Here is a 21373-nt window from a genome sequence, read left to right as displayed (position 1 = left end):
GGAAACACAAAGCCGAGGCCGGCAAACTGAGGGGAAAGAGGACCTGTCACTAGGTCCAGTTGAGGTGAATTTGGCAGAGCCAATCGGGAGCGCTAAAGCGCGTCCCGTTTGAACGGACTAAGTCGACGCGCTTAGGTCTTTGTTTATGCATGTCGTTGTCTCAAAACCGGCGCCACTTTTGAGCGACATGCATTAATCCTGCTGCGGCCTTCCGAAGGCCGCGCGCAGTTCGTCCTTGGCGTCCTCGAGCACTTTCCGGCGCGCCTGTGGCAGGTTCTTGCCGGCGCGGTTGATGTAGAAATTCAGCATCGACATGGCCGACTGGAACGGCTCGGCCTTGCGGCGGTCGCTGTGCTCGGCCGAGCGCTTGAGCGAGGCCGCGATCTTCCTGGCGTCGTCGGCTTCGAAGATGTGGCCCTCAAGGTCCATCGCATCGCTATGCTCGGTCACCTCGGCCGACCATTTCTTTTTCGCGGTCATGACAAACTCCTTCCTGTCGCAAAAACTCGGGCAGGCCGCCGCCGGTTCCCGAGAAAGTCGCCGGGCCGCTGGAGCCACGGATCATGGCCCTGTGGCGCTGCCCGTCGCGGTGAATGCGCCGATAGTGGCGACACAACGGTCGACTTCCCAGGACCGTAGACAGGAAACGCCTTGACCCCGATCGTCGCCAATCAGGCGGATAGCCCCGGCATCGACAGCAGCTACGCCTGGATGCGGCTTGCCATCTCAATGCTGCTGGCGACGATCGGTGCGGTCGGCATGTGGGCCGTCGTCGTCGTGCTGCCGGCCGTGCAGGCCGAGTTCGGCGTTGACCGCGCCGCGGCATCGATGCCCTACACCGCAACCATGGTCGGCTTCGCCGCCGGCAATGTGCTGGTTGGCCGCGCGGTCGATCGCATGGGGTATTGGATCCCGGCACTGCTATCCTCGGTGGCTCTCGCCGCCGGCCTGCTGCTCGCCGCGCTGTCGACCTCTATCCTGCAATTCACCCTTGCCCAGGGCGTGCTGATTGGTGTCGGCACATCGGTGATCTTCGGGCCGCTGATCGCCGACATCTCGCACTGGTTCAACCGTCGGCGCGGCGTCGCCGTCACAGCTGCGGCGGCTGGCAACTATCTCGCCGGAGCGCTCTGGCCAACCATCATGCCGACACTGATCAAGGCGGAAGGCTGGCGCTTCACCTATGCCGGCATCGGTGTCTTCTGCCTGGTCACCATGGTGCCACTGGTTCTGTTGTTGCGGCGCGCTGCTCCGACGGCGGCTGCCGCCGGTTCGCCCGGAAGCCGGCCAGTGCAGTCGATTTCGCTGTCGCCGGCGGCGTTACAGGTGCTGCTGATCGTTGCCGGTCTCGGCTGCTGCGTGGCGATGTCGATGCCGCAGGTGCACATCGTCGCCTATTGCATGGATCTTGGCTACGGCATTGCGCATGGCGCCGACATGCTGTCGATCATGATGGCGGCGGGCGTCGTCAGCCGGCTCGCCTCCGGCTTTGTCGCCGACCGCATCGGCGGCGTGAAAACCCTGCTTATCGGTTCCGTGCTGCAATGCCTGTCGCTTTTGTTTTACATCCCGTTCGACGGGCTTGCCTCGCTCTATGTCGTGTCGCTGGTGTTCGGCCTGTCGCAAGGCGGCATCGTGCCTTGCTATGCCATCATCGTGCGCGAATACCTGCCCGCCAGGGAGGCCGGCCAGCGTATCGGCATCGTCATGATGGCGACCATCTTCGGCATGGCGATCGGTGGCTGGATGTCGGGCTGGATCTACGACCTGACCGGCTCTTACGCCGCCGCGTTCCTCAACGGGATCGCGTGGAACTTGCTGAACATAGTGGCCATCGGGCTGCTGCTGTGGAAAGCAAAACGCAGTGCTGCCCTGATGGCTTAGGAAGGCAGGATTGCCCTGTTGCTTGACAAGGGCGATTGGCTGCGCGACGCCAGCAGGCGAGTGGGTGCGGCAGCAGCCGGTTGGCATGGTGGCAGTGGAAAAGCTGAACATGGTTTCGCAAGGGCGCAGCGGCCGGGGCCCGGCACGTGGAGGATGTCCATGACCAAGCCGCGCTCGCGTCGTGGGGGCGGCCGCCCGACCCTATCAGATGTGGCGCGCAAGGCCGGCGTCGGCGCCATCACCGTGTCGCGGGCGCTGCGCGAACCGGAACGCGTCAGCCAGGATCTGCGGCGCCAGATCCAGGCCGCCGTCGACGAACTCGGTTATGTCCCGGATCCCAATGCACGGGCGCTGGCCTCGGCGCGCGCCGATGTGTTCGGCGTGCTGGTGCCGTCGCTGACCAACAACGTCTTCGCCGAAGTGGTGCGCGGCATCTATGACAGCCTGTCGGACGGCCCGTTCCGCGTCCAGCTCGGCAACACCCATTATTCCGGCCTCGAGGAGGAGCGCCTGCTGCAGGTGTTCGCACCGCAGCGCCCGGCGGCGCTGATCGTGGCCGGCATCGACCAGACGCCGACCTCGCGAAAGCTGCTGGAGAGCGCAGGCTGCCCGGTGGTGCAGGTGATGGAGACCGGGCCCGATCCGGTCGACATGCTGGTCGGCTTCTCGCATTTCGACGGCGGCCGCACCGCGACCGAGCATCTGATCGAGGCGGGCTACCGGCGGATCGGCTTCATCGGCGCACGCATGGACCCGCGCTCGCAGCGGCGGCTTGCCGGCTATCGCGCGGCAATGGAGAAGGCCGGCCTGTTCGACCCGCGGCTGGTCACCACCACGCCGCTACTGTCCAGCGTGACGCTCGGCCGCGAGCTGCTTCGCGATGCGCTGGCCAAGATGCCGGCGCTCGACGGCGTCTTCTGCAACAATGACGACATCGCGCTCGGCGTTTTGTTCGAATGCCATAGCGCCGCGCTCAACGTGCCGAAAACAATCGGCATTGTCGGCTTCAACGACCTCGAAATGATGCAGGCGGCGTTCCCGCCGCTCACCAGTATCCGCACCCCTCGCTATGAAATCGGCCGTCGGTCTGTCGCCATGGCGCTGGCGGCGATCGCAGGACGAAGGCCTGAGCAGCGGGTCGTCGATCTTGGTTTCGAACTCAAGCCCCGCGAGAGCACCGCACGCTGAACACGCTTTGGCCGGCCTCAGCAAATGGTGCTTTACACAACGTCATGGTAGCGCTACCATTTTCGTCGGGCAGACGTTTTGATGAAAGGCCGCCCCTGTTTATTATACATAAGCAACAGCTCATGCTTGTTTATTATGTATAATATGCTAGTTTCGTTTCTCGCCTGTGAAGCGGCGAGGGGGAGGGGATCGGGCCGGCTTCGGGCCCTTGAGACGTGGCGCCGGCCAGGCTGGAGGGCCTTCGGCAGGCGTGGAAACACACCACGACAAACAGCATCAAATAAACAAGCAGCAGCAAACAAAACTACAACTGGGAGGAATATCGATGATCAAGTCACTTGTTGGTGGCATCGTTGCCGCCACTGCATTCGTCATGCTGAGTTCGTCGGCCATGGCCGACCCGGAAGTCGTCAAGGGACCGTCGGCTGAGCCGGATTGCTTTGCGCCCTGGGCGGCTGATACGCAGTTCTTCAAGTTCCCCAAGAAAGACGGCCCATACCGCATCGCGCTCGCCAATGGCTATATCGCCAACACTTGGCGCATCCAGATGGTGCAGACCGCCAAGGCCTATGCGGCCCAGCCGGAGGTCGCCGCGAAACTGAAGGAATTCAAGGTCGTCTCGACCGGCGAGGACGTGCCGGCTCAGATTTCGGCGATCAACAACTTCATCGATTCCGGCTATGACGCGATCGTCGTCAACGCCCAGAACCCGACCGCTTTCGGGCCGGTCATCAAGCGCGCCAAGGAAGCTGGCGTCATCCTCGTCGCCTTCGACAATATTCTCGATACCAAGGACGCCATCAACGTCAATGTCGACCAGAAGGGCCTTGGCGAATTGTGGGGCAAATGGCTGGTCGGCCATGTGCCGAATGGCGGCAAGGTGCTCGAAGTGCGCGGCGTTGCCGGGACTTCCGTCGACACCGACCGTCACAACGGCATCCATGAAGCGCTCGATGCCTCCGGCAAGAAATGGGACGTCACCGAGGTGGTCGGCAAATGGGACGACGGCGTGGCACAGAAGGCCACGGCCGACGCCATTGCCACCAACGGTCCGTTCGACGGCATAACCGGGCAAGGCGGCGACACCGGAATCGTGCAGGCGATGATCGATGCCAAGCATGCTTTCGTGCCGTTCGGCGGGGAGACCGAGAACGGTTTCCGCAAGTTCTGCGCGGCACATGCCGGCGACGGGCTGAAATGCTCATCGGCCGGCACCGGTCCGGCGCAGGTCGCGGTCGCCATCAAGACGGCGATTGCCGCGCTCGAAGGCAACGTCGTTCCGCAAGCAGTGAAACTGCCACTGGCGATCGTCGAGGATCCGAACTTCAAGGCCGGTCAGGATTTCTTCCCCGACCAGTCCGACAATTTCTTCGTCGGCAATTCCTTCCCGACCTGCGGCATCAATTTCACCGCGCAGGAAATCATGGGCCAGACCAAAGCTGACCAATAGGGCTGACCAATAGGCGGCATATCCGGCGCCGCGGGATCTCCGCGGCGCCGGCCACTCGATATCCCTTGAAGTCAAACTGCCTCGGGAGGGCCGATGGACGGTGCGGTTCCGCTCTTCCGGATGGAAGGCATATCCAAGCGCTATGGTGGTGTGCGGGCGCTGGAAAAGGCCGAGCTTTCGGTCTCGTCCGGTAGCATCCACGCCATTCTCGGCGAAAACGGCGCCGGCAAATCGACGCTGATCAAGGTCATGGCGGGCGTCGTCGCGCCCGACGAAGGCCGCATGATGCTGAACGGCAGCGAGGTGACGTTCGCTTCGCCTGCTGCTGCAAACAAGACCGGCATCGTCTGCATCTTCCAGGAGCTGTCGCTGGTTCCCGAACTCAGCGTTGCCGACAACATCGTCATCTCCGATCCGCCGAAGCGTTTCGGCATGATCGACCGCAAGGCGCAGCGCCGCATTGCCGAGGATGCGCTGGCACGCGCAGGTGCGGCCGACATCCATCCATTGGCGCTGGTCAAGGATCTTCCGCTTTCAAGAAGACAGATGGTCGAGATCGCCAAGGCATTGGCCAGGAAGCCGCGCATCCTGATCCTCGACGAGGCGACCTCGGCGCTGACCGCGACGGACGTCGCCAGGATATTCAGCGTGCTCAAGCGATTGCGCTCGGAAGGGCTGGCGCTGCTTTACATTTCGCACCGCATGAACGAGATCGCCGAGCTTGCCGACCACTGCACGGTGTTTCGCAACGGCCGCAATGTCGCCAGCTACAAGGCAGGCACAAAGAGCGACAACGAAGTCGTCGAACTGATGATCGGGCGCGAATACAGCCATATTTTCCCGCCGAAACCCGCGCGCACCGCAGCCGCCGCCGTTCCCGTGCTGGAGGCGCGCAAGCTGTCCTGGACGGACCGGCTGGACAATGTCTCGCTGACGGTCGGGGCAGGCGAGGTCGTCGGCCTTGGCGGCCTGGACGGCCAGGGCCAGCGCGAATTGCTGCTTGCCTTTTTCGGTGTGCTGCGCGGCCTCGGCGGACAGATCCTTATCGACGGCAAGCCTGTTTCGATCGCCAGCCCGCAAGCGGCGCGCGACGACCGCATCGGCATGGCGCTGATCCCGGAGGACCGCAAGACCGAAGGCCTGATGCTGCCGATGACGGTGCGCGAGAACCTCTCCTTTGCCGCCCTAGACCGGCTGTCCAAGGCCGGCATCATCGACCGCGCCGCCGAACAGCGGCTGATCGACGACATGGTCGGGCTGCTGGCGATCAAGACGGCCGGCCTCGACATTCCGGTCGGTGCGCTGTCGGGGGGCAACCAGCAGAAGGTGGTCATCGCCAAATGGCTGATGCGCCAGCCGCGCATCATCCTGCTCAACGATCCGACGCGCGGCATCGATGTCGGCACCAAGCAGGAACTCTATCAACTGATGCGCAAGCTGGCGGATGCGGGGGCGGCGATCCTGTTCTATTCGACCGACTATGACGAACTGATCGGCTGCTGCGACCGCGTGCTGGTGCTCTATGACGGCGCGGTCAAGCGCGAGCTGGTCGGGGCCGAGATCACCGAGCGGGCGCTCATTGCAAGCGCGCTCAACATCCACGGCGATGACGGCGGCGCGAGAGACGATGCCGGCGCAAGACAGGGAGCGGACGCGTGAAAGAGTGGCGCTACTGGCTGGCCGAGCAGCGCGGAACACTGATGGCACTCGGCATATTCATTGTCATGTTCGTCATCTACACCTCGAACCATCCGGCGGGCTTCACCGCCAATGTCGTGCAGACGGCGTCCAACAAGGGCGTGCTGCTCGCCTTCGTCGCCATGGCGCAGACACTGGTCGTGATCACCGCCGGCATCGACCTCTCCGTCGGCATGATCTTCACGCTGACCAATTGCCTCGCCTCCTGGCTGGTCATCGGCACCGGCCTCGAGACCGCTTTCGGCGTCATCGCCGTGCTCGGCACCGGGCTCCTTTGCGGGGCGATCAACGGCGCCATCGTCATCTACGGCCGCCTGCAGCCGATCGTCGCCACGATCGCCACGGGTGCGGTCTATTTCGGCATCGCGCTGCTGCTCAGGCCGTTTCCCGGCGGTTCGGTCAACGAAGGTCTCGCCGACGCGCTGACCGGACGCCTGTTCGGCGTGATGCCGGCGAGCCTGGTCGTGCTGCTCGCCGTCGTGCTCGTGGTCTGGGTACCGTTCAGCCGCTCGGTGCTCGGGCGGGCGGCCTATGCGGCCGGCTCGTCGGAGACGGCGGCCTACATGTCCGGTGTGCCGATAAGGCGCGGCAAGTTCGCTGCCTACGCGCTCGCAGGCCTGTTGGCCGCGATCGGCGGACTGTTCCTGACCTTCTTCACCTATACCGGCGATGCAGCCTATGCCAGCGGCAACGCCTATACGCTGTTTTCGATTGCCGCCGTGGTGCTGGGCGGCGTCTCGCTGTTTGGCGGCAAGGGCAGCGCCATCGGCGCCATCTTCGGCGCGCTGGCCTTCCGCACCATCGGCGACCTGTTGTTCGTTTTCGATTTCGATCCGCTATGGCAGCCGCTGTTCCAGGGCGTTATCCTGCTGGTCGCGGTCAGCCTTGGCGCCTTTGCGCTGTTTCGGGTCCGCAACCGGCTGGAGTGGTTCCTGTGAGCGAAACGACATTGGGCGGTATCGCCGGCCGCATGCCGAAATTCATCCGCCGCGCCGATCCGGCGGTGCTGACGGCCTTCGCCTGCATCGTGCTGTTGCTGTTCCTAGGCAGCCTCTATTCCAGGAGCTTTCTGTCGCCTGAATATCTCTTGCAGCAGCTCAAGGTGGCCTCGTTCCTCGGCGTCATCGCCACAGGCATGATGCTGGTCATCCTGCTAGGCCAGATCGACCTGTCGGTGCCGTGGGCGGTGGCGGCGGGCGCGATGATGGCGTGTGCGGCCGCGGCCTATGGCCCGATCGGTGTGGCGCTGGCCATCCCGTTCGGCATCTTCTGCGGGGTGCTGATCGGCATCGTCAACGGCTTTGGCGTCGCCTATTTGCGCATACCCTCGATGATCATCACGCTCGCCACCAACGCTGTCGCGCAAGGGCTCATGGTCGTTTATACCGGCGGCTACTCGCCACAGGATTCGGCCACCGGCGCCATGCGCTATCTTGCGACAGGTTTTACCATTCCTGGCGTGCCTAACGCCGTCATCATCTGGGCGCTGATTGGTGCCGCGATGGTGTTCGTGCTGTCCCGCACCAGCTTCGGCCGCACCGTCTACGGCATCGGCAACCGCGAGCGTGCCGCCTATCTCTCCGGCATCGATACAAGGCGCGTGGTGATGATCGCCTTCGCTATCTCAGGCGGGCTGTCCGCCTTTGGCGGGGTGCTTCTCGCCGGCTATGCCTCCAAGGCGGCGCAATCGATGGGCGATGCCTATCTCTTGCCGTCGATCGCCGCCGTGGTTCTGGGCGGCACCTCGATCCTGGGTGGCCGCGGCTCCTATCTCGGCACCGTCGCCGGTGTCATCCTGATTACGCTCCTGCAGTCCATCCTCTCGGTCATGCAGATGCCGGAGGCGGGGCGGCAGATCGTCTATGGCCTGGTCATCGTTGCCATGCTCCTGCTCTACGGCCGCGCGCCGGCAAGCCGCTGACCGTGGACGAAAAGACGGCACAGGCGCCAATGGGCGCTACCGGCTCAGTGCCTCGGGCCATTGTGGTGATGGGCGTCGCCGGCTGCGGAAAGTCGGCTGTCGGCAAAGCATTGGCAGCAGAGGAAGGGGCCGTCTTTGTCGAAGGCGACAGGCTGCACCCGCCCGAAAACGTCGCCCGCATGGCGAGCGGTGAGCCGCTCACAGATCAACTGCGTGAGGGCTGGCTCGATGCCATTGGCGAGCGGATCGCGGACCTGACCGGCAGCGGCCAAAGCGTGGTTGCCGCCTGCTCGGCGCTGAAGCGCAGCTACCGCGATCGTCTGAGCGGCTTCCGCCGGGACATCGTTTTCATCTATCTGAAGATCGATCCCGCTACCGCCAAGCAGCGTGTCGCCAGCCGCAAGGGGCATTTCATGCCGGCAAGCCTGGTCGAAAGCCAGTTCGCCATCCTTGAACCGCCTGGCGCCGACGAGCGGGCGCTGACGGCCGACGCCACACTTCCAGTGGCTGAAATCGTCACCGCCGTTGCCAGCCTGCTGGCCGGCGCAAAATCATGAACCACCCTCGTCGGGCAAGGCGGTTTCCGGCCGTTCGGTGAACCGGTCATGGCCTGACCAGACCATCATTTGCTCGGGATAGAGTTTCAGCGCCTCCAGCAAGCGGTCGCGCTTGAGCAATATGTACTCGGCCTGAAGCGCCATGTTCTTGGCGCCGCCGGCTCTGGTCGCGGGCGCGCCGGCCTCTGCCGGGGCCGGCACCAGTTCGGGACTTAGGACGGCGCGGTATTGGCGGAACGGATCGGTCTCGAAGGTCGACATGGAAAACAGCGCCGCCTTGCCTCTGGCAGCGAAATTCGTCGGCGCCGAAGCCAGGTGGGTCCAGCCGCTCTCGCCAAGGCCGACTTCGGTGAATGTCGAGCCGGCATGCACCGTGTTGGTCACCAACACCACGCCGTTGCTGCCAAGGATCTTCTGGATCCGGCCGGTGACCTGGTAGGCGTCACTGCGGTCGAACACGATCCGGCTTTTCAGGAAACGGTTCTCGACCCGAACCATCGGCGGGTTCAGGAAGCGCAAGCCGAAGGTCGAATCGGATATGCCGTGAGCCCTGACGCTGAGCTGGTGTGTCTCGATGCCGGCTTCATGGAGAGCGCGTTTGCCGATGATGGTCTGGGTCGTGAACTGATCGCACCAGATGATAGCGCCGTGGCCGCGCTTCAGCGCCGCTTGCAGGCCTTCCAGGCCCTCCAGCCGGATATCAGGTGACCAGCGGCGGCCGATGAGATGCGCGGCAAGTAGCAAACGCCGGCGGTGGTTGGCGCAGAGCAAGGCCCTGAACTGCCTTTGCGCATCGATGCCATTGCCGAGCACGGCGCGCGTCGCGGCAGCGTAGCGCACGAAATCCTTGCGGATATGGCGCTTGAGGCGCAGCCCCGATACGCGGCTGCAGATCGCGGCCCACCAATTGACCGGCAGCAATGCCGCGACCCCGAGATAAAAGGCGGCCAGCAGCAGCTCGCGGAAATCCCTGTTGTTGAAGGTGCGCAACTTGCCGGCGCGGACCTGCTTGCGGCTGAAGAAGCGGACATGCTCGGCGCGTTCGGGCACCAGGATGTCGGCGATGATTTCCGTATGATAAATGACGGCGGAAGATGGTGTCCGGTCGGCTTTCCGGGATTTTCCCAGCCACGGCAGCCTCATCCGATCGGTGTCCACCTGTTCTTGCGTGCGTCCGGAAATCGCTTTACTGCGTCTGCCACGGGCGCGCAATCGGCGCCGGCAAGGCCATGGTGAACGCCATTCAGGGTTCGAACTTGAAACAGGCCCTATCGGTAGCACTTCCTCAACTGGAGCCCTGGCAGCCGGCTGCTGTGGCGCTGATGGCGCCGGACCGGCCATCCCTGAGCTTTGCCGGCCTCGCCAATCTTGTCGACAAGCTCTGCGGCGATCTCGCCAGGCGTGGCGTTGCCCGCGGCACGGCCGTCGGCATCGTCTTGCCCAACGGCCCGGAAATGGCGGCCTGTTTCCTGGCGGTCTCGGCGTTGGCGACGGCTGCGCCGCTCAATCCGGCTTACGGCGAAGACGAATTCCGCTTCTATCTCGGCGATCTCGATGTGAAGCTGCTGCTGTGCGGACAAGGCATGGGCGATGCCGCGCGCAACACCGCAAAGGGGCTCGGCATTGCGGTGCTCGACGTCGTCGTGACTGACGGCGCCAAGGCCGGCGAGTTTCTCCTCTTGGGCGACGCCGAACTTGCGGCTGCCGGCGAGGCACGCCGCGACAAGGTGCAGCTCAACGGGCCCGACGATTTCGCGCTTGTCCTGCACACATCGGGAACCACGGCGCGGCCGAAGATCGTCGGCTTGCGGCAGCGCAATCTGCTGGCATCAATGGCCAACATCGCCCGCACCTTGGCGCTTTCGGCAGACGATATCTGTCTCAACGTGATGCCGCTGTTCCACATTCACGGGCTGATGGCGGCGCTCAGCGCACAGCTGGCAGTCGGCGGCGCTGTTGTCTGCACGCCGGGCTTCAACCCGCTCAAATTCTACGGCTGGCTGGGCGATTTCCGGCCGAGCTGGTACAGCGCGGTGCCGACCATGCATCAGGCGATCCTGGCGCGCGCCGCCCGCAATGGCGAAACCATCGCGGCTGCGCGGCTGCGCTTCATCCGCTCGTCTTCGGCAGCGCTTCCCGACACCGTGTTCCGCGACCTCGAGCGCGTCTTCGGCTGTCCGGTGGTCGAGGCCTATGGCATGACCGAGGCGGCGCACCAGATGACATCCAACGGCCTGCCGCCGGCACGCCGCAAGCCAGGCTCGGTCGGCCTGCCTGCGGGTCCGCAGGTGACGATCCTGGACGACAAGGGGACGATCCTGCCGGCGGGTGAAAAGGGCGAGATCGCGGTGCGCGGCGCCAACATCCATGATGGCTATCTCGACAATCCGGTGGCCAATGAAGCTGCCTTCAGCGATGGCTGGTTCCGCACCGGCGACCAGGGTCTCATCGACGAGGATGGCGATCTGAAGATCACCGGGCGGCTGAAGGAGATCATCAACCGCGGCGGCGAAAAGATCTCGCCGCTCGAGGTCGACAATGTGCTGCTCGATCATCCGCTGGTGGCGCAGGCGGTGACCTTCGCCGTGCCGCATGCCATGCTCGGCGAGGAGGTGGGTGCGGCTATCGTGCTGGCCGAGGGCGCCATCGCCGACGCCGATGAGATACGCGATTTCGCGCGCAGCCGCATTGTCGAGTTCAAGGTGCCGCGCCACATCTTGTTTCTTCAGGAGATACCCAAGGGTCCCACAGGCAAGATCCAGCGCGTCGGCCTGGCCGGCAAGCTCGGCCTGGTCTGAGGACTCTCATTTGAGCATGATCTTGTCCGAAAACCGGTTCCCACTTTTCGGGACCATGCTCTAATTTAGATCTGCGATGTCAGCTCGACCGGAAAATCATCATTGTCGGCGTCGCGCATGGCGGCGAGGCTGCGATTGTCCAGCACTTCGGCGATCGCCTGGCGCACTTCCAGCATCATGTGCCGGACCTGGCAGGTCGCCTCGTCGCAATCCTCGCAGCGCTGGTATTGCGTGCGGCTGGCGCAGGGTATGGGAGCGAGCGGGCCGTCCAGCACGCGCACGACGTGGCCGATCTTGATTTCGGAAGCCGGCCGGGCGAGGCGATAACCGCCTTCCTTGCCCTTGCGACTGAGGACGAAACCGGCATTGCGCAGCTCGCCCAGAATGGCATCCAGAAATTTCTTCGGGATGTTGTTGGCGATCGCGATGTCGTTGACGAATGCAAGCTGGCCGACCGGCAGGCCGGAAAGATGCACGAGGGCCTTGAGGCCGTATTTGCCTTTTTTGGTAAGCATGCCCGCTTCAGTTCATGAAAACCCCAACCACCCGCATCTGGCGGTTGTTTGTGTGCAAATCATGACGTTTCGCCTGAACAACCCGGTTTCGCGTAGAACAAGCCGCCCGGTTGAGATGTTAGGCACAAAGGCGTTGATTCTTTGTAACGTTTTCGCCGATCGCGACAGATTCCGCCTGAAAGCCGTTTGTCGGCGCGCGAAATCAAAAAAGCCGGCAAAGCGCCGGCTTTCTTGTGAGGTGAGGTCGAACGCTGCTGATATCAGCGGCTGCCATAGGTCTGGTCGAGCAGACCGCCGGCGGCGAAGTGCTCCTTCTGTACCTTGTCCCAGCCGCCAAAGACGTCTTCCACCGTCAGCAGGCGGACATCGGGGAAGTCGGCCTTGTATTTTGCCGCGACTTCAGCGTTGCGGGCGCGCAGGCCATTTTCAGCCGCGATGGTCTGGCCCTCGGGCGTGTAGAGGAAGTCGAGATAGGTCTTGGCGAGGTCACGGCTGCCGTGCTCGTCGGCGACCTTGTCGACGATCGCCACCGGGAATTCGGCGAGCAGGCTGACCGTTGGCGTGACCTGTTCGAACTTGTCGTTGCCATACTCCTTGCGGATGCCGCGCGTTTCCGACTCGAAGGTGATCAGCACGTCGCCGATCTCGCGCTGCACGAAGGTGGTGGTGGCGGCGCGCCCGCCGGTGTCGAAGATCGGCACGTTGTTGAACAGCTTGGTGACGAACTCCTTCACCTTGGCGTCGTCGCCCTTGAAGGCTTCCTTGGCGTAGGCGGTTGCGGCCAGATAGGTGTAGCGCGCATTGCCCGACGTCTTGGGGTTGGGGAAGATCACCTGCACGTCGTCGCGCACGAGGTCGTTCCAGTCCTTGATGTGCTTGGGGTTGCCCGCGCGGACGAGAAAGGATGGGAGCGAATAGAAGGGCGAGGCGTTGTCGGGGAAATCCTTCTGCCAGTCGGCGGAGACGAGGCCTTTCTTGACCAGAAAGTCGATGTCGGTGACCTGGTTGAAGGTGACGACATCGGCGCCGAGGCCTTCGGCAATGGCGCGCGCTTGCGCTGAGGTGCCGGCGTGCGACTGGTCGACGGTGAAGCCCGGATGGCCGGCGACGAAAGCCTTGTTCACCTGGGCGAACAATTCGCGGCCGACATCATAGGAAGCGTTGAGCAATTTGTCGGCCGACCAGGCCTGCGAACAGGCGAGGATCAGGCCGGCGACAGTGGCGACGCTGAGGAAAAATCGCTTCATGAAAACAGGCTCCGATGTGCAATGCGTTGCCAGAACATAGCTGGGCCGGAGGGTGTACTGCGAGGCACACGGGGCAGACGTATGGCGTTGCAGCGAAAAAGAAATCGCTGAAGCAGGTTATCGGCGAAATTTCATTCCAGCCGAAATGCCGATGCGTTGGGGTTTTCTGTGGTTTGCAATTCGAGGCCGAGTGGCATATACAAATGGCATATACAAATGGAACAGACAGGGAGGCTGCCATGCCGCAGCACCGTCACTCGATACCACCGTCCAGGGAGGCGAAGTTGTTTCGCAACAACCGCAGTCAGGCGGTTCGCATCCCTGTCGAATTCGAGCTGCCTGGCGAGAAGGTCCTGATCAGCCGCGATGGCGACCGGCTGATCATCGAGCCGGTCCGCAAACCCGGCCTCGTCGCGCTCCTTGCCCAATGGGCGAAAGAGCCGCCGCTTGGTCCTGAAGACGACTTTCCCGAGATTCATGATGCGCCCGTGGGGCCCGAGGACATCTTCTGATGCGGTTCATGCTGGACACGAACATCATCAGCGACATGATCCGAAATCCGGCCGGCAAAGCCGCCAGTACGGCGGTTCGCGCGGGAGACGGTGCCCTGTGCACCAGCATCGTTGTCGCCTCGGAGCTGCGTTATGGCTGCGCCCGCAAGGGATCGGCCAAGCTGCTCGCCAAGGTCGAGCAATTGCTCGCCGAGTTACCTGTGCTGCCGCTCGATGTGCCGATGGATAACGAATACGGAGCACTTCGTGCCGAGCTGGAGGCCAGAGGCCAGCCAATCGGCCACAATGATCTTTTCATTGCTGCCCATGCCTGTGTGTTGGGGACGACACTGGTGACGGCCAACACCGCTGAGTTCCGTCGGATCAAGGGCCTGACGCTCGAGAACTGGCTGGAGTAGCGCCGGATCGATGTCTATGCCGCCGGGAAAAGCTTCCAGCGCCTTGGCCTGAACGCCACCCGGCTCTTCTGCGCCGCAGGATGGTCCACAGGCAGTTCGATCTCGACGCGCTGGCGCTCGCCGCCGATTTCCAGTTCGACGCGTCTTGTGCCGGCGACGCGGCGGCTGGCGGCGACCGTGCCGGCGATGCAGCCGCTGCAGCCGTCGAGCAGTTCGATATCGTGCGGGCGGAAATACAGCGTCGCATCGCCCTCGGGTGCGTGCGGCGCCGACACGCCGATCGGACGGTCGGCGAGCCAGATTTCGCCATTCTCAACCTTGACCGGCAGCATGCTCGATTCGCCGATGAAGGAGTAGACGAAGGGCGAGTTCGGCGTGTCGTAGATCTCGTCGGCGGAGCCGACCTGCTCGATGCGGCCCTGGCTCATCACCACGACGCGGTCGGCAAGCTCGAGCGCCTCTTCCTGGTCGTGGGTGACGAAGACGGTGGTGTGGCCGGTACGGTCATGGATCTCGCGCAGCCAGCGGCGGAGTTCCCGGCGCACCTGCGCATCGAGCGCGCCGAACGGCTCGTCGAGCAACAGCACCTTGGGCTCGATGGCCATGGCCCGGGCGAGCGCCACGCGCTGGCGCTGGCCACCGGAAAGTTGCGCCGGATAGCGCTTTTCCAGGCCGGAAAGCTGAACGAGATCGAGCAGTTCGGAGGCGCGTCGGCGGATTTCGGCCGCCGGTGGTCGCGACGGTCCATGCCGCACCTTGAGGCCGAAGCCGATATTGTCGGCGACCGTCATGTGCCGGAAGAGCGCATAGTGCTGGAAGACGAAGCCGACATTGCGCTCCTGGATCGAGCGGTGCGAGGCGTCCTCGTCGCCGAAGAAGATCTTTCCGCGCGTCGGCCGCTCCAGGCCGGCGATAAGCCTCAGCAGCGTCGTCTTGCCGGAGCCGGATGGCCCAAGCAGCGCGATCAGCTCACCCGACTTGATGTCAAGCGATACGTCATGGAGGGCCGGAAACCGGTCAAACTCCTTGCGTACGTTGGCAACGCGAACTTCCATGTAGATCCCTCAGTAATTTGGTGCATGTCGTTGTCCCAAAACCGGTTCCCAGTCTTGGGCGATATGCATTTAGTCAGTGCCCGCGCGTCGCGGCGATCTCGGCGCCGTAGCGCATCTCGAGAAGTGTTTTCAAGACCAGCGTGACCAGCGCCAGGCCGGCAAGCAGCGAAGCGACGGCAAAAGCGCCGACGGCGTTGTACTCGTTGTAGAGGATTTCGACATGCAACGGCATGGTGTTGGTCAGCCCGCGTATGTGGCCCGACACGACCGAGACCGCGCCGAATTCGCCCATCGAGCGGGCGTTGCACAGAAGCACGCCGTAGAGCAATCCCCATTTGACGTTGGGCAGCGTCACGTACCAGAAGGTCTGCCAGCCATTGGCGCCCAGAGAGAGCGCGGCTTCCTCGTCGCCGTTGCCCTGTTCCTGCATCAGCGGGATCAGTTCGCGGGCAACGAAGGGGAAGGTGACGAAGATGGTCGCGAGCACGATGCCGGGCACGGCGAACAAGATCTGGATGCCGTGCGCCTTCAGCCATTCACCGAACAGTCCCTGAGCGCCAAACAAAAGCACATAGACCAGGCCGGAAATGACCGGCGAGACCGAGAAGGGCAGGTCGATCAGCGTGGTTAGAAAAGCCTTGCCCTTGAACTCGAACTTGGCGATCGCCCAGGCAGCCGAAATGCCGAAGACGACGTTGAGCGGAACGGCGATCACCGCCACCAGCAGCGTCAGCCGGATCGCCGAGCGCGTATCGGGATTGGAGAGCGATTCCGTGTAGGCGCCAATGCCTTTCGCCAGCGCCTCGTGGAAGACGATGATCAGCGGCAGCAGCAGGAAGATGGCGAGGAAGGCGAAGGCCACCGCCATCAGCAGCAGCCGCACCGGCCGGCTTTCGGTCACCGCCGCCGACCGGCTCTCGTGATGCGGTTCGTAGGATTTGATCTCGGGGTCAGCCATAGCGCTTGCGACTCCATGACTGCGCCAGGTTGATGACCAGCAGCATCACGAACGACAGCAAAAGCATGATCGCCGCGATCGCGGTGGCCGCCGGATAATTGTACTCCTCGAGCCGGATGACGATCAGAAGCGGTGCGATCTCCGACTTGTAGGGAAGGTTGCCGGCGATGAAGATGACCGAGCCGTATTCGCCGACGCCGCGCGCGAAAGCGAGTGAGAAGCCGGTGATGATGGCCGGCGCCAGGCCGGGAAACAGGATGCGGGTGATGATCTGGAAGCGGTTGGCGCCGAGCGTCGCAGCGGCCTCCTCCACTTCCTTGTCGATCTCCTCCATGATCGGCTGCACCGTGCGCACGACAAACGGCAGGCCGATGAAGACAAGCGCCACGACAATGCCGAGCGGCGTGTACGCGACCTTGATGCCGAGCGGCGCCAGGAGATGGCCGATCCAGCCATTGGGCGCATAAAGAGTGGTCAGCGCAATGCCCGCGACCGCGGTCGGCAGCGCGAAGGGCAGGTCGACCATGGCGTCGACGACGCGGCGGCCGGGGAAGCGGTAGCGCACCAGCACCCAGGCGACGAGCGTGCCGAAGACGATGTTGACGGCGGCTGCGATGAAGGCTGTGCCGAAGCTGATTTCGAGTGCGTTGATGGTCCGGCGGTCGGTGGCGATCGCCCAGAAATCGGTCCAGCCGAGGGCTGCCGAGCGCCAGATCAGGCCCGACAGGGGGATGAGGATGATGAGCGTGAGGTAGGCAAGCGAGAAGCCGAGCGTCAATCCGAAACCCGGAATGACACTCGGCTGTCTGAATCGCCACCCCGCCTTGGCGGGTGCTATGGTCATGTCGTCCTGATCTAAATCCTACTGGGCCGGCTTGTAGATCTGGTCGAATATACCACCATCGCCGAAATGATAAGGCTGTGCCTTCTTCCAGCCGCCAAAAAGCGGATCGTCGATGGAGATCAGCTTGATTTCGGGCGTCTTCGGAATGTCAGCCGCATCCACCAGCTCGGGCTTGGCCGGACGATAGTGGTTCTTGGCGATGATCGTCTGGGCTTCCTTGGAATAGAGCCAGCCGAGATAGGCTTCGGCGACCTTGCGGGTGCCCTTGGCATCGACATTGGCGTCGACGATCGCCACCGGCGGCTCGGCCAGGATCGAGGTCGGGGGATAGACGATCTCGAAATTGTCGGCTCCGAATTCATTGAGCGCCAGATAGGCGTCGTTTTCCCAGCCGATCAGCACGTCGCCGATGCCCTTTTGCGCGAAGGTGACCGTCGAGCCGCGCGCACCGGTGTCGAGCACCGGAGCATTGGCGTAGAGCTTGCCGACGAATTCCTTGTTCTTGGCCTCGTCGCCGCCATCATTGGCGTTGGCATAGGCCCAGGCGGCAAGGTAGTTCCAGCGGGCGCCACCCGACGTCTTCGGGTTCGGCGTGATCACCTGGACACCGTCCTTGACCAGATCGCTCCAGTCGTGGATGCCCTTCGGGTTGCCCTTGCGGACCAGGAAGATGATGGTCGAGGTGTAAGGCGCCGAATTGTTCTCGAACTTCTTGCGCCAGTCCGGGTTGATCTTCTTCGACTTGGTGACGATGGCGTTGATGTCGCCTTCGAGCGCCAGCGTCACCACATCGGCATCGAGGCCGTCGATCACGGCGCGGGCCTGGGCGCCGGAGCCGCCATGCGATTGCTGGATGGTGACCGTCTCGCCGGTCTCGGCCTTCCAGTGTGCGACGAAGGCTTCGTCATAGGCCTTGTAGAGTTCGCGTGTCGGGTCGTAGGACACGTTCAGAATGGTCGTATCGGCAAACGCGAAACCGAGCGTGCCGAACTGGATCGATGTGGCGACCAGTGCGCCGAGCAGTTTCTTGAAATGAGGTTTGGTCATTTCCGCCTCCGTTGATGACGGCTGAACTCTATCGAATTGATAGAAATTAGATGCATTCAACGTTGCATTTTTTGTCCCCCCGAAGGAAATTTTCGCCGATATTGGGTTTCGGGAGGAAATATTTTCCTCATATTGGTCTAACCCGAATCCGGCCGGTTTGACGCTATCTAGGAGCTGACAGCGCAGAAGCAAGGCCGAGCGAGGGAAGGCTCGGTGTAGCACCGGGCGGTTCAGCCCGCAGTGATGGGAAAATCGAAGCGCAGCTTTGGATACGGCTCATCCCGAAGCGTGTAGTGCCACCACTCGCGCGCATAATTCTTGAAGCCGCCGGCGCGCATGGCGTCGAGCAGCCTTTTGCGGTTTGCCGCCGCTTCTGCCGCCAATGGGCGATGGGCGGTTTCGCTTGCCGGGTCGAAACAGTCGAAGCTGGTGCCGAAACCGAGCGTGCCGGCGCCGGCCGCGCCGCAAGCGGCGGATGACTTGTTCTTGCCGTCGCTGCGGGCGATGGCGACATCGACGGTCGAGCCGCGCGAATGGGTGGACAATTCGCCGATATAGCCCTTGGCGATGAGGTCGCCGCGCGGCACCAGAGGGTACCATTGCGGATCGGGCGGGCCGCCCTCTCTGGTCCATTTGCCCATGTCGGCAACGGCGCGGGCCGGGCGGTAGCAGTCGAAGACGACCAGCGTCAGGCCGTCGGCGGCGAGCGCTTTCTGCACGCCGGACAGCGCTTGCGCAGCTTGCTTCGTGAGGATGCAGACTGGGGCGTCGTAGCCATCGGCCTTGCGATGCAGGAAATTTTCCAGGCCGGCATAGCGGATGTCCTGGCGGATCGAGGGATCGACATCGGCCAGGCGGACGAAGCCGGCGGGCAGGGGATCGGCGTGGGCGGGGGGTGCAACGAGGATCATCAGCGTTGCCGCCATGAAGCTTGCCAACGAAGGACAGCGCGAGGCACCCCCCTCTGCCCTGCCGGGCATCTCCCCCTCAAGGGGGGAGATTGGCGGTTTGGACCTCGCGCTTACTACTCGACCGTTGGAGATTGGCGAAGGCAGCGAGGCGAATAATCTCCCTCCTTGCGGGGGAGATGGCCGGCAGGCCAGAGGGGGGTGCCTCGCGCCGGGTCTCGGGCGAAGAAGCCCAATCCCCTGAATCGCTTGGCGCCATCTATTCAACGAACACCTTCACGCTTGCCGCGCGTCCCACGGCGTCGATGACGGTGAGCGTCGAATAGCCGGCGCCGTCGGGCAGCCAGGTCGCAGTGCGGCGGCGGTCGATGCCGACGAGCGGCTTGCCATTGGCCAGCCAGCGGAACGGCGCGCGGCCGCCTTGCAGTTTCAGCACCAGCGGCGAGGCCTCGGCGGAATTGGTGGCGAGATCGACGCGGGCGCCGTTGGGCGGGAAAATGATCGTTGGCGCCGGTTCCGTCGGGCCTGCCTGCACCAGTCCGTCGGCGCCGGCGCCGAAGCGCGCCAATGTCACCGGCAGGTCTTCGCGCCTGGCCTTGACGACGCCGGCCGGCTGGCTGGGCAACGGGACGGCGGTCAGGCCTGAACGGACGAAGCCCTCGAACAGGATGGGGGCGGCCGAGACATAGCCGGACAGGCCGGGCACCGCACCGGCATCGGCGCGGCCGACCCACACACCCAGCACGTAGCGGCCGTCGAAGCCGACCGACCAGGCATCGCGATAGCCGTAGGACGTGCCGGTCTTGTAGGCGATGCCGCGCTGCAAGGCGCCCTCAGGCGGCTTTACGCCCGACAATATGTCGGTGATCTGCCAGTTCGCCTGGGCGTCGAGGATGGTGGCGGTGGCGCGCTCGTCGTTGGCCGGCTCGGTGCCGTCATGCAGCGTGTTTGCCTTGCCGCCATTGGCCAGGCCGGTATAGAGCTGGACGAGATCGCGCAGCGTTACGCCGACGCCTCCGAGGCCGATGGCGAGGCCCGGCGCCTCGTTGACCGGTAGCACCGGGCTGACGCCGGCCTGGCGGAAGCGCGCCATCAGCCGTGCCGGGCCGACCGAGTCGAGCACGCGGATCGCCGGAACGTTGAGCGACAGCTGCAGCGCCTGGCGGATCGAGACATCCCCCTGATAGCCCATGTCGAAATTCTTTGGCCGGTAGCCGCCGAAATCGACCGGACTGTCCTCGATCAGCATTTCCTGCGCCACCAGCCCCTGCTCGAAGGCGAGGCCATAGATGAACGGCTTCAGCGTCGAACCGGGCGAACGCACGATCCTGGTCATGTCGATCCAGCCGGAGCGGCTGGCATCGAAGAAATCGGCCGAGCCGACTTCGCCAAGAATGTCGCCGGTGCGTGCGTCCGCCATCACCATGGCGACCGACAGGCGCGGGCCAAGCTTGATCGCGGCATCGCGCGCCACCTGTTCCAGCCCTTGCTGGACGCTTTTGCGGATCGTAAGCTGCAGTGGCTTGCCGGGCACGGCCTTGGGCAGCATGGCGTAGGCGGCGTGCGGCGCCAGCGCCGGCAATTTGCGGCGCAGGCCCGAGACATCGTCGAGGGCGGCGCGCGCGGCCTCGCGCTCGCCAAGCAGGCCTGCCGAAACCATGCGGGTCAGCACGCGGTCGCGGGCGGCATGAGCGATGGTGAGATTGCGGTCGGGCCGGCGCTTTTCCGGCAATTGCGGCAAGGCGACGAGCAGTGCTGCTTCCGAGACCGTCAGCCGCTTCGGCTCTTTGCCGAAATAGGCGAGCGAGGCGGCGCGCACACCTTCAAGATTGCCGCCATAGGGCGCCAAGGTCAGGTAGCGTTCGAGGATCTCCTGCTTGGACAGCCGCCGCTCGATCTGGATGGCACGCAGCATCTGCTTGATCTTCGAGCCGAGGCTGCGGTTTTCGCGTGGCTCGATCAGCCGGGCAAGCTGCATCGACAGGGTCGAGCCGCCGGAGACGATATGGCCGCTGGTGGCGAACTGGCCGGCGGCGCGCGCCAGCGCCAGCACATCGACGCCATCATGGTCCCAGAAGCGCTTGTCTTCATAGGTGACCAGCATGTCGACGAACTGCTTGTCGACCTGGTCGAGATGAGTGTCGAGCCGCCAGTAACCGTCCGGCGTGGCGAAGGCGCGCAACAGCTGGCCGTCGCGGTCCTGGACCTCGGTGCAGACGGTGAGCCTTCCGGGCAGCGGCGGCGGAAAAGCGCGGTCGAGTTCCCAGAGAGAAGCGGCAGCGATCGCCGCAAAGCCGACGAGGGAGGCGGCGGCGATGCCTGTTCGACGGAGAAATTTTCTGGAGAGCATGGTGGTGCCCTTCATCCGCCTGCCGGCTCCTTCTCTCCGCATA

General features: G+C 63.8%; 20 protein-coding genes. 10 read left to right on the top strand and 10 right to left on the bottom strand.

All coding sequences use genetic code 11. The features are described from left to right. Positions 1-192: 192 nt before the first annotated feature. Positions 193-480 carry a DUF3175 domain-containing protein gene (locus NKI64_RS12215; protein ID WP_352668148.1) on the bottom strand — a complete coding sequence of 96 codons (288 nt, stop codon included), beginning with the start codon at positions 478-480 and terminating at the stop codon, positions 193-195. 231 nt (positions 481-711) lie between these two features. On the opposite strand from NKI64_RS12215, the gene NKI64_RS12210 reads away from it, so the two are divergent. The 7 genes from NKI64_RS12210 (at position 712) to NKI64_RS12180 (ending at position 8698) form a co-directional block, all read left to right on the top strand. Continuing rightward, positions 712-1884 (top strand): MFS transporter, encoded by a 1173-nt coding sequence (locus NKI64_RS12210; RefSeq protein WP_050588124.1) that lies wholly within the window; start codon positions 712-714, stop codon positions 1882-1884. A 159-nt stretch (positions 1885-2043) separates the two neighbouring features. Further along, a complete protein-coding gene (gene gntR / locus NKI64_RS12205; RefSeq protein WP_023682222.1) occupies positions 2044-3072 on the top strand; it encodes an HTH-type transcriptional regulator GntR in 1029 nt (342 codons plus the stop codon). A 325-nt stretch (positions 3073-3397) separates the two neighbouring features. Beyond that, positions 3398-4522: a sugar ABC transporter substrate-binding protein gene (locus NKI64_RS12200; RefSeq protein ID WP_023682221.1), complete on the top strand. Its 1125-nt coding sequence runs from the start codon at positions 3398-3400 to the stop codon at positions 4520-4522. A gap of 93 nt (positions 4523-4615) precedes the next feature. Continuing rightward, the gene (locus NKI64_RS12195; RefSeq protein WP_352668147.1) at positions 4616-6181 is read left to right on the top strand and encodes a sugar ABC transporter ATP-binding protein; all 1566 of its coding nucleotides are present in this window, start codon (positions 4616-4618) and stop codon (positions 6179-6181) included. Then, entirely contained in the window at positions 6178-7158 is a 981-nt protein-coding gene (locus NKI64_RS12190) for an ABC transporter permease (RefSeq protein ID WP_023725417.1), read from the top strand. Before NKI64_RS12195 ends, NKI64_RS12190 begins: the two co-directional genes overlap by 4 nt. Then, positions 7155-8141: an ABC transporter permease gene (locus tag NKI64_RS12185; RefSeq protein WP_023673071.1), complete on the top strand. Its 987-nt coding sequence runs from the start codon at positions 7155-7157 to the stop codon at positions 8139-8141. Before NKI64_RS12190 ends, NKI64_RS12185 begins: the two co-directional genes overlap by 4 nt. Before the next feature lie 2 nt (positions 8142-8143). Beyond that, positions 8144-8698: a gluconokinase gene (locus tag NKI64_RS12180; RefSeq protein ID WP_023725416.1), complete on the top strand. Its 555-nt coding sequence runs from the start codon at positions 8144-8146 to the stop codon at positions 8696-8698. On the opposite strand, the gene NKI64_RS12175 is transcribed toward NKI64_RS12180, so the two are convergent. After that, positions 8693-9841, bottom strand: a complete 1149-nt coding sequence (locus tag NKI64_RS12175) for a hypothetical protein (RefSeq protein WP_352668144.1) — start codon at positions 9839-9841, stop codon at positions 8693-8695. The genes NKI64_RS12180 and NKI64_RS12175 overlap by 6 nt on opposite strands. Before the next feature lie 113 nt (positions 9842-9954). Here NKI64_RS12175 and NKI64_RS12170 point away from each other — a divergent pair, with 113 nt between their 5' ends. Beyond that, positions 9955-11496, top strand: coding sequence for an acyl--CoA ligase (locus NKI64_RS12170; protein WP_502901372.1), 1542 nt, complete (start codon positions 9955-9957; stop codon positions 11494-11496). Positions 11497-11561: 65 nt separating this feature from the next. Here the strand turns inward: NKI64_RS12170 and NKI64_RS12165 are convergent, their stop codons facing one another. After that, positions 11562-12011 (bottom strand): RrF2 family transcriptional regulator, encoded by a 450-nt coding sequence (locus NKI64_RS12165; RefSeq protein ID WP_023673075.1) that lies wholly within the window; start codon positions 12009-12011, stop codon positions 11562-11564. Between the two features lie 260 nt (positions 12012-12271). Further along, complete coding sequence (locus NKI64_RS12160; protein WP_023744562.1) at positions 12272-13258, bottom strand: sulfate ABC transporter substrate-binding protein; 987 nt, start codon at positions 13256-13258, stop codon at positions 12272-12274. Between the two features lie 239 nt (positions 13259-13497). Between NKI64_RS12160 and NKI64_RS12155 the strand changes: the two genes are divergently transcribed. Together NKI64_RS12155 and NKI64_RS12150 are read left to right on the top strand one after the other, a co-directional pair. After that, a complete protein-coding gene (locus tag NKI64_RS12155) occupies positions 13498-13770 on the top strand; it encodes an antitoxin (RefSeq protein WP_352668140.1) in 273 nt (90 codons plus the stop codon). Beyond that, the gene (locus NKI64_RS12150; protein ID WP_023725412.1) at positions 13770-14168 is read left to right on the top strand and encodes a type II toxin-antitoxin system VapC family toxin; all 399 of its coding nucleotides are present in this window, start codon (positions 13770-13772) and stop codon (positions 14166-14168) included. The genes NKI64_RS12155 and NKI64_RS12150 overlap by 1 nt, the downstream gene beginning before the upstream one ends. Before the next feature lie 14 nt (positions 14169-14182). Here the strand turns inward: NKI64_RS12150 and NKI64_RS12145 are convergent, their stop codons facing one another. The 6 genes from NKI64_RS12145 to pbpC all read right to left on the bottom strand — a co-directional run bounded on the left by NKI64_RS12145 (position 14183) and on the right by pbpC (position 21345). Beyond that, complete coding sequence (locus NKI64_RS12145) at positions 14183-15223, bottom strand: sulfate/molybdate ABC transporter ATP-binding protein (protein WP_023673079.1); 1041 nt, start codon at positions 15221-15223, stop codon at positions 14183-14185. Between the two features lie 73 nt (positions 15224-15296). Beyond that, the gene (gene cysW, locus NKI64_RS12140) at positions 15297-16181 is read right to left on the bottom strand and encodes a sulfate ABC transporter permease subunit CysW (protein ID WP_023690809.1); all 885 of its coding nucleotides are present in this window, start codon (positions 16179-16181) and stop codon (positions 15297-15299) included. Continuing rightward, complete coding sequence (gene cysT, locus NKI64_RS12135; RefSeq protein ID WP_352668137.1) at positions 16174-17025, bottom strand: sulfate ABC transporter permease subunit CysT; 852 nt, start codon at positions 17023-17025, stop codon at positions 16174-16176. Before cysT ends, cysW begins: the two co-directional genes overlap by 8 nt. 18 nt (positions 17026-17043) lie before the next feature. Beyond that, entirely contained in the window at positions 17044-18072 is a 1029-nt protein-coding gene (locus NKI64_RS12130) for a sulfate ABC transporter substrate-binding protein (protein WP_023673082.1), read from the bottom strand. A 230-nt stretch (positions 18073-18302) separates the two neighbouring features. Then, positions 18303-18998, bottom strand: a complete 696-nt coding sequence (locus tag NKI64_RS12125) for a M15 family metallopeptidase (protein WP_023714805.1) — start codon at positions 18996-18998, stop codon at positions 18303-18305. A 241-nt stretch (positions 18999-19239) separates the two neighbouring features. Continuing rightward, positions 19240-21345 carry a penicillin-binding protein 1C gene (gene pbpC / locus NKI64_RS12120; RefSeq protein WP_031203746.1) on the bottom strand — a complete coding sequence of 702 codons (2106 nt, stop codon included), beginning with the start codon at positions 21343-21345 and terminating at the stop codon, positions 19240-19242. Positions 21346-21373: the final 28 nt, after the last annotated feature.

Origin of the sequence: Mesorhizobium sp. M0478, from assembly GCF_040321305.1 — a bacterium.
Taxonomy (GTDB): Bacteria; Pseudomonadota; Alphaproteobacteria; order Rhizobiales; family Rhizobiaceae; genus Mesorhizobium.
The sequence above is the reverse complement of the archived record's forward strand: the minus strand, read 5'-3'. Positions and strand labels throughout refer to the sequence as shown.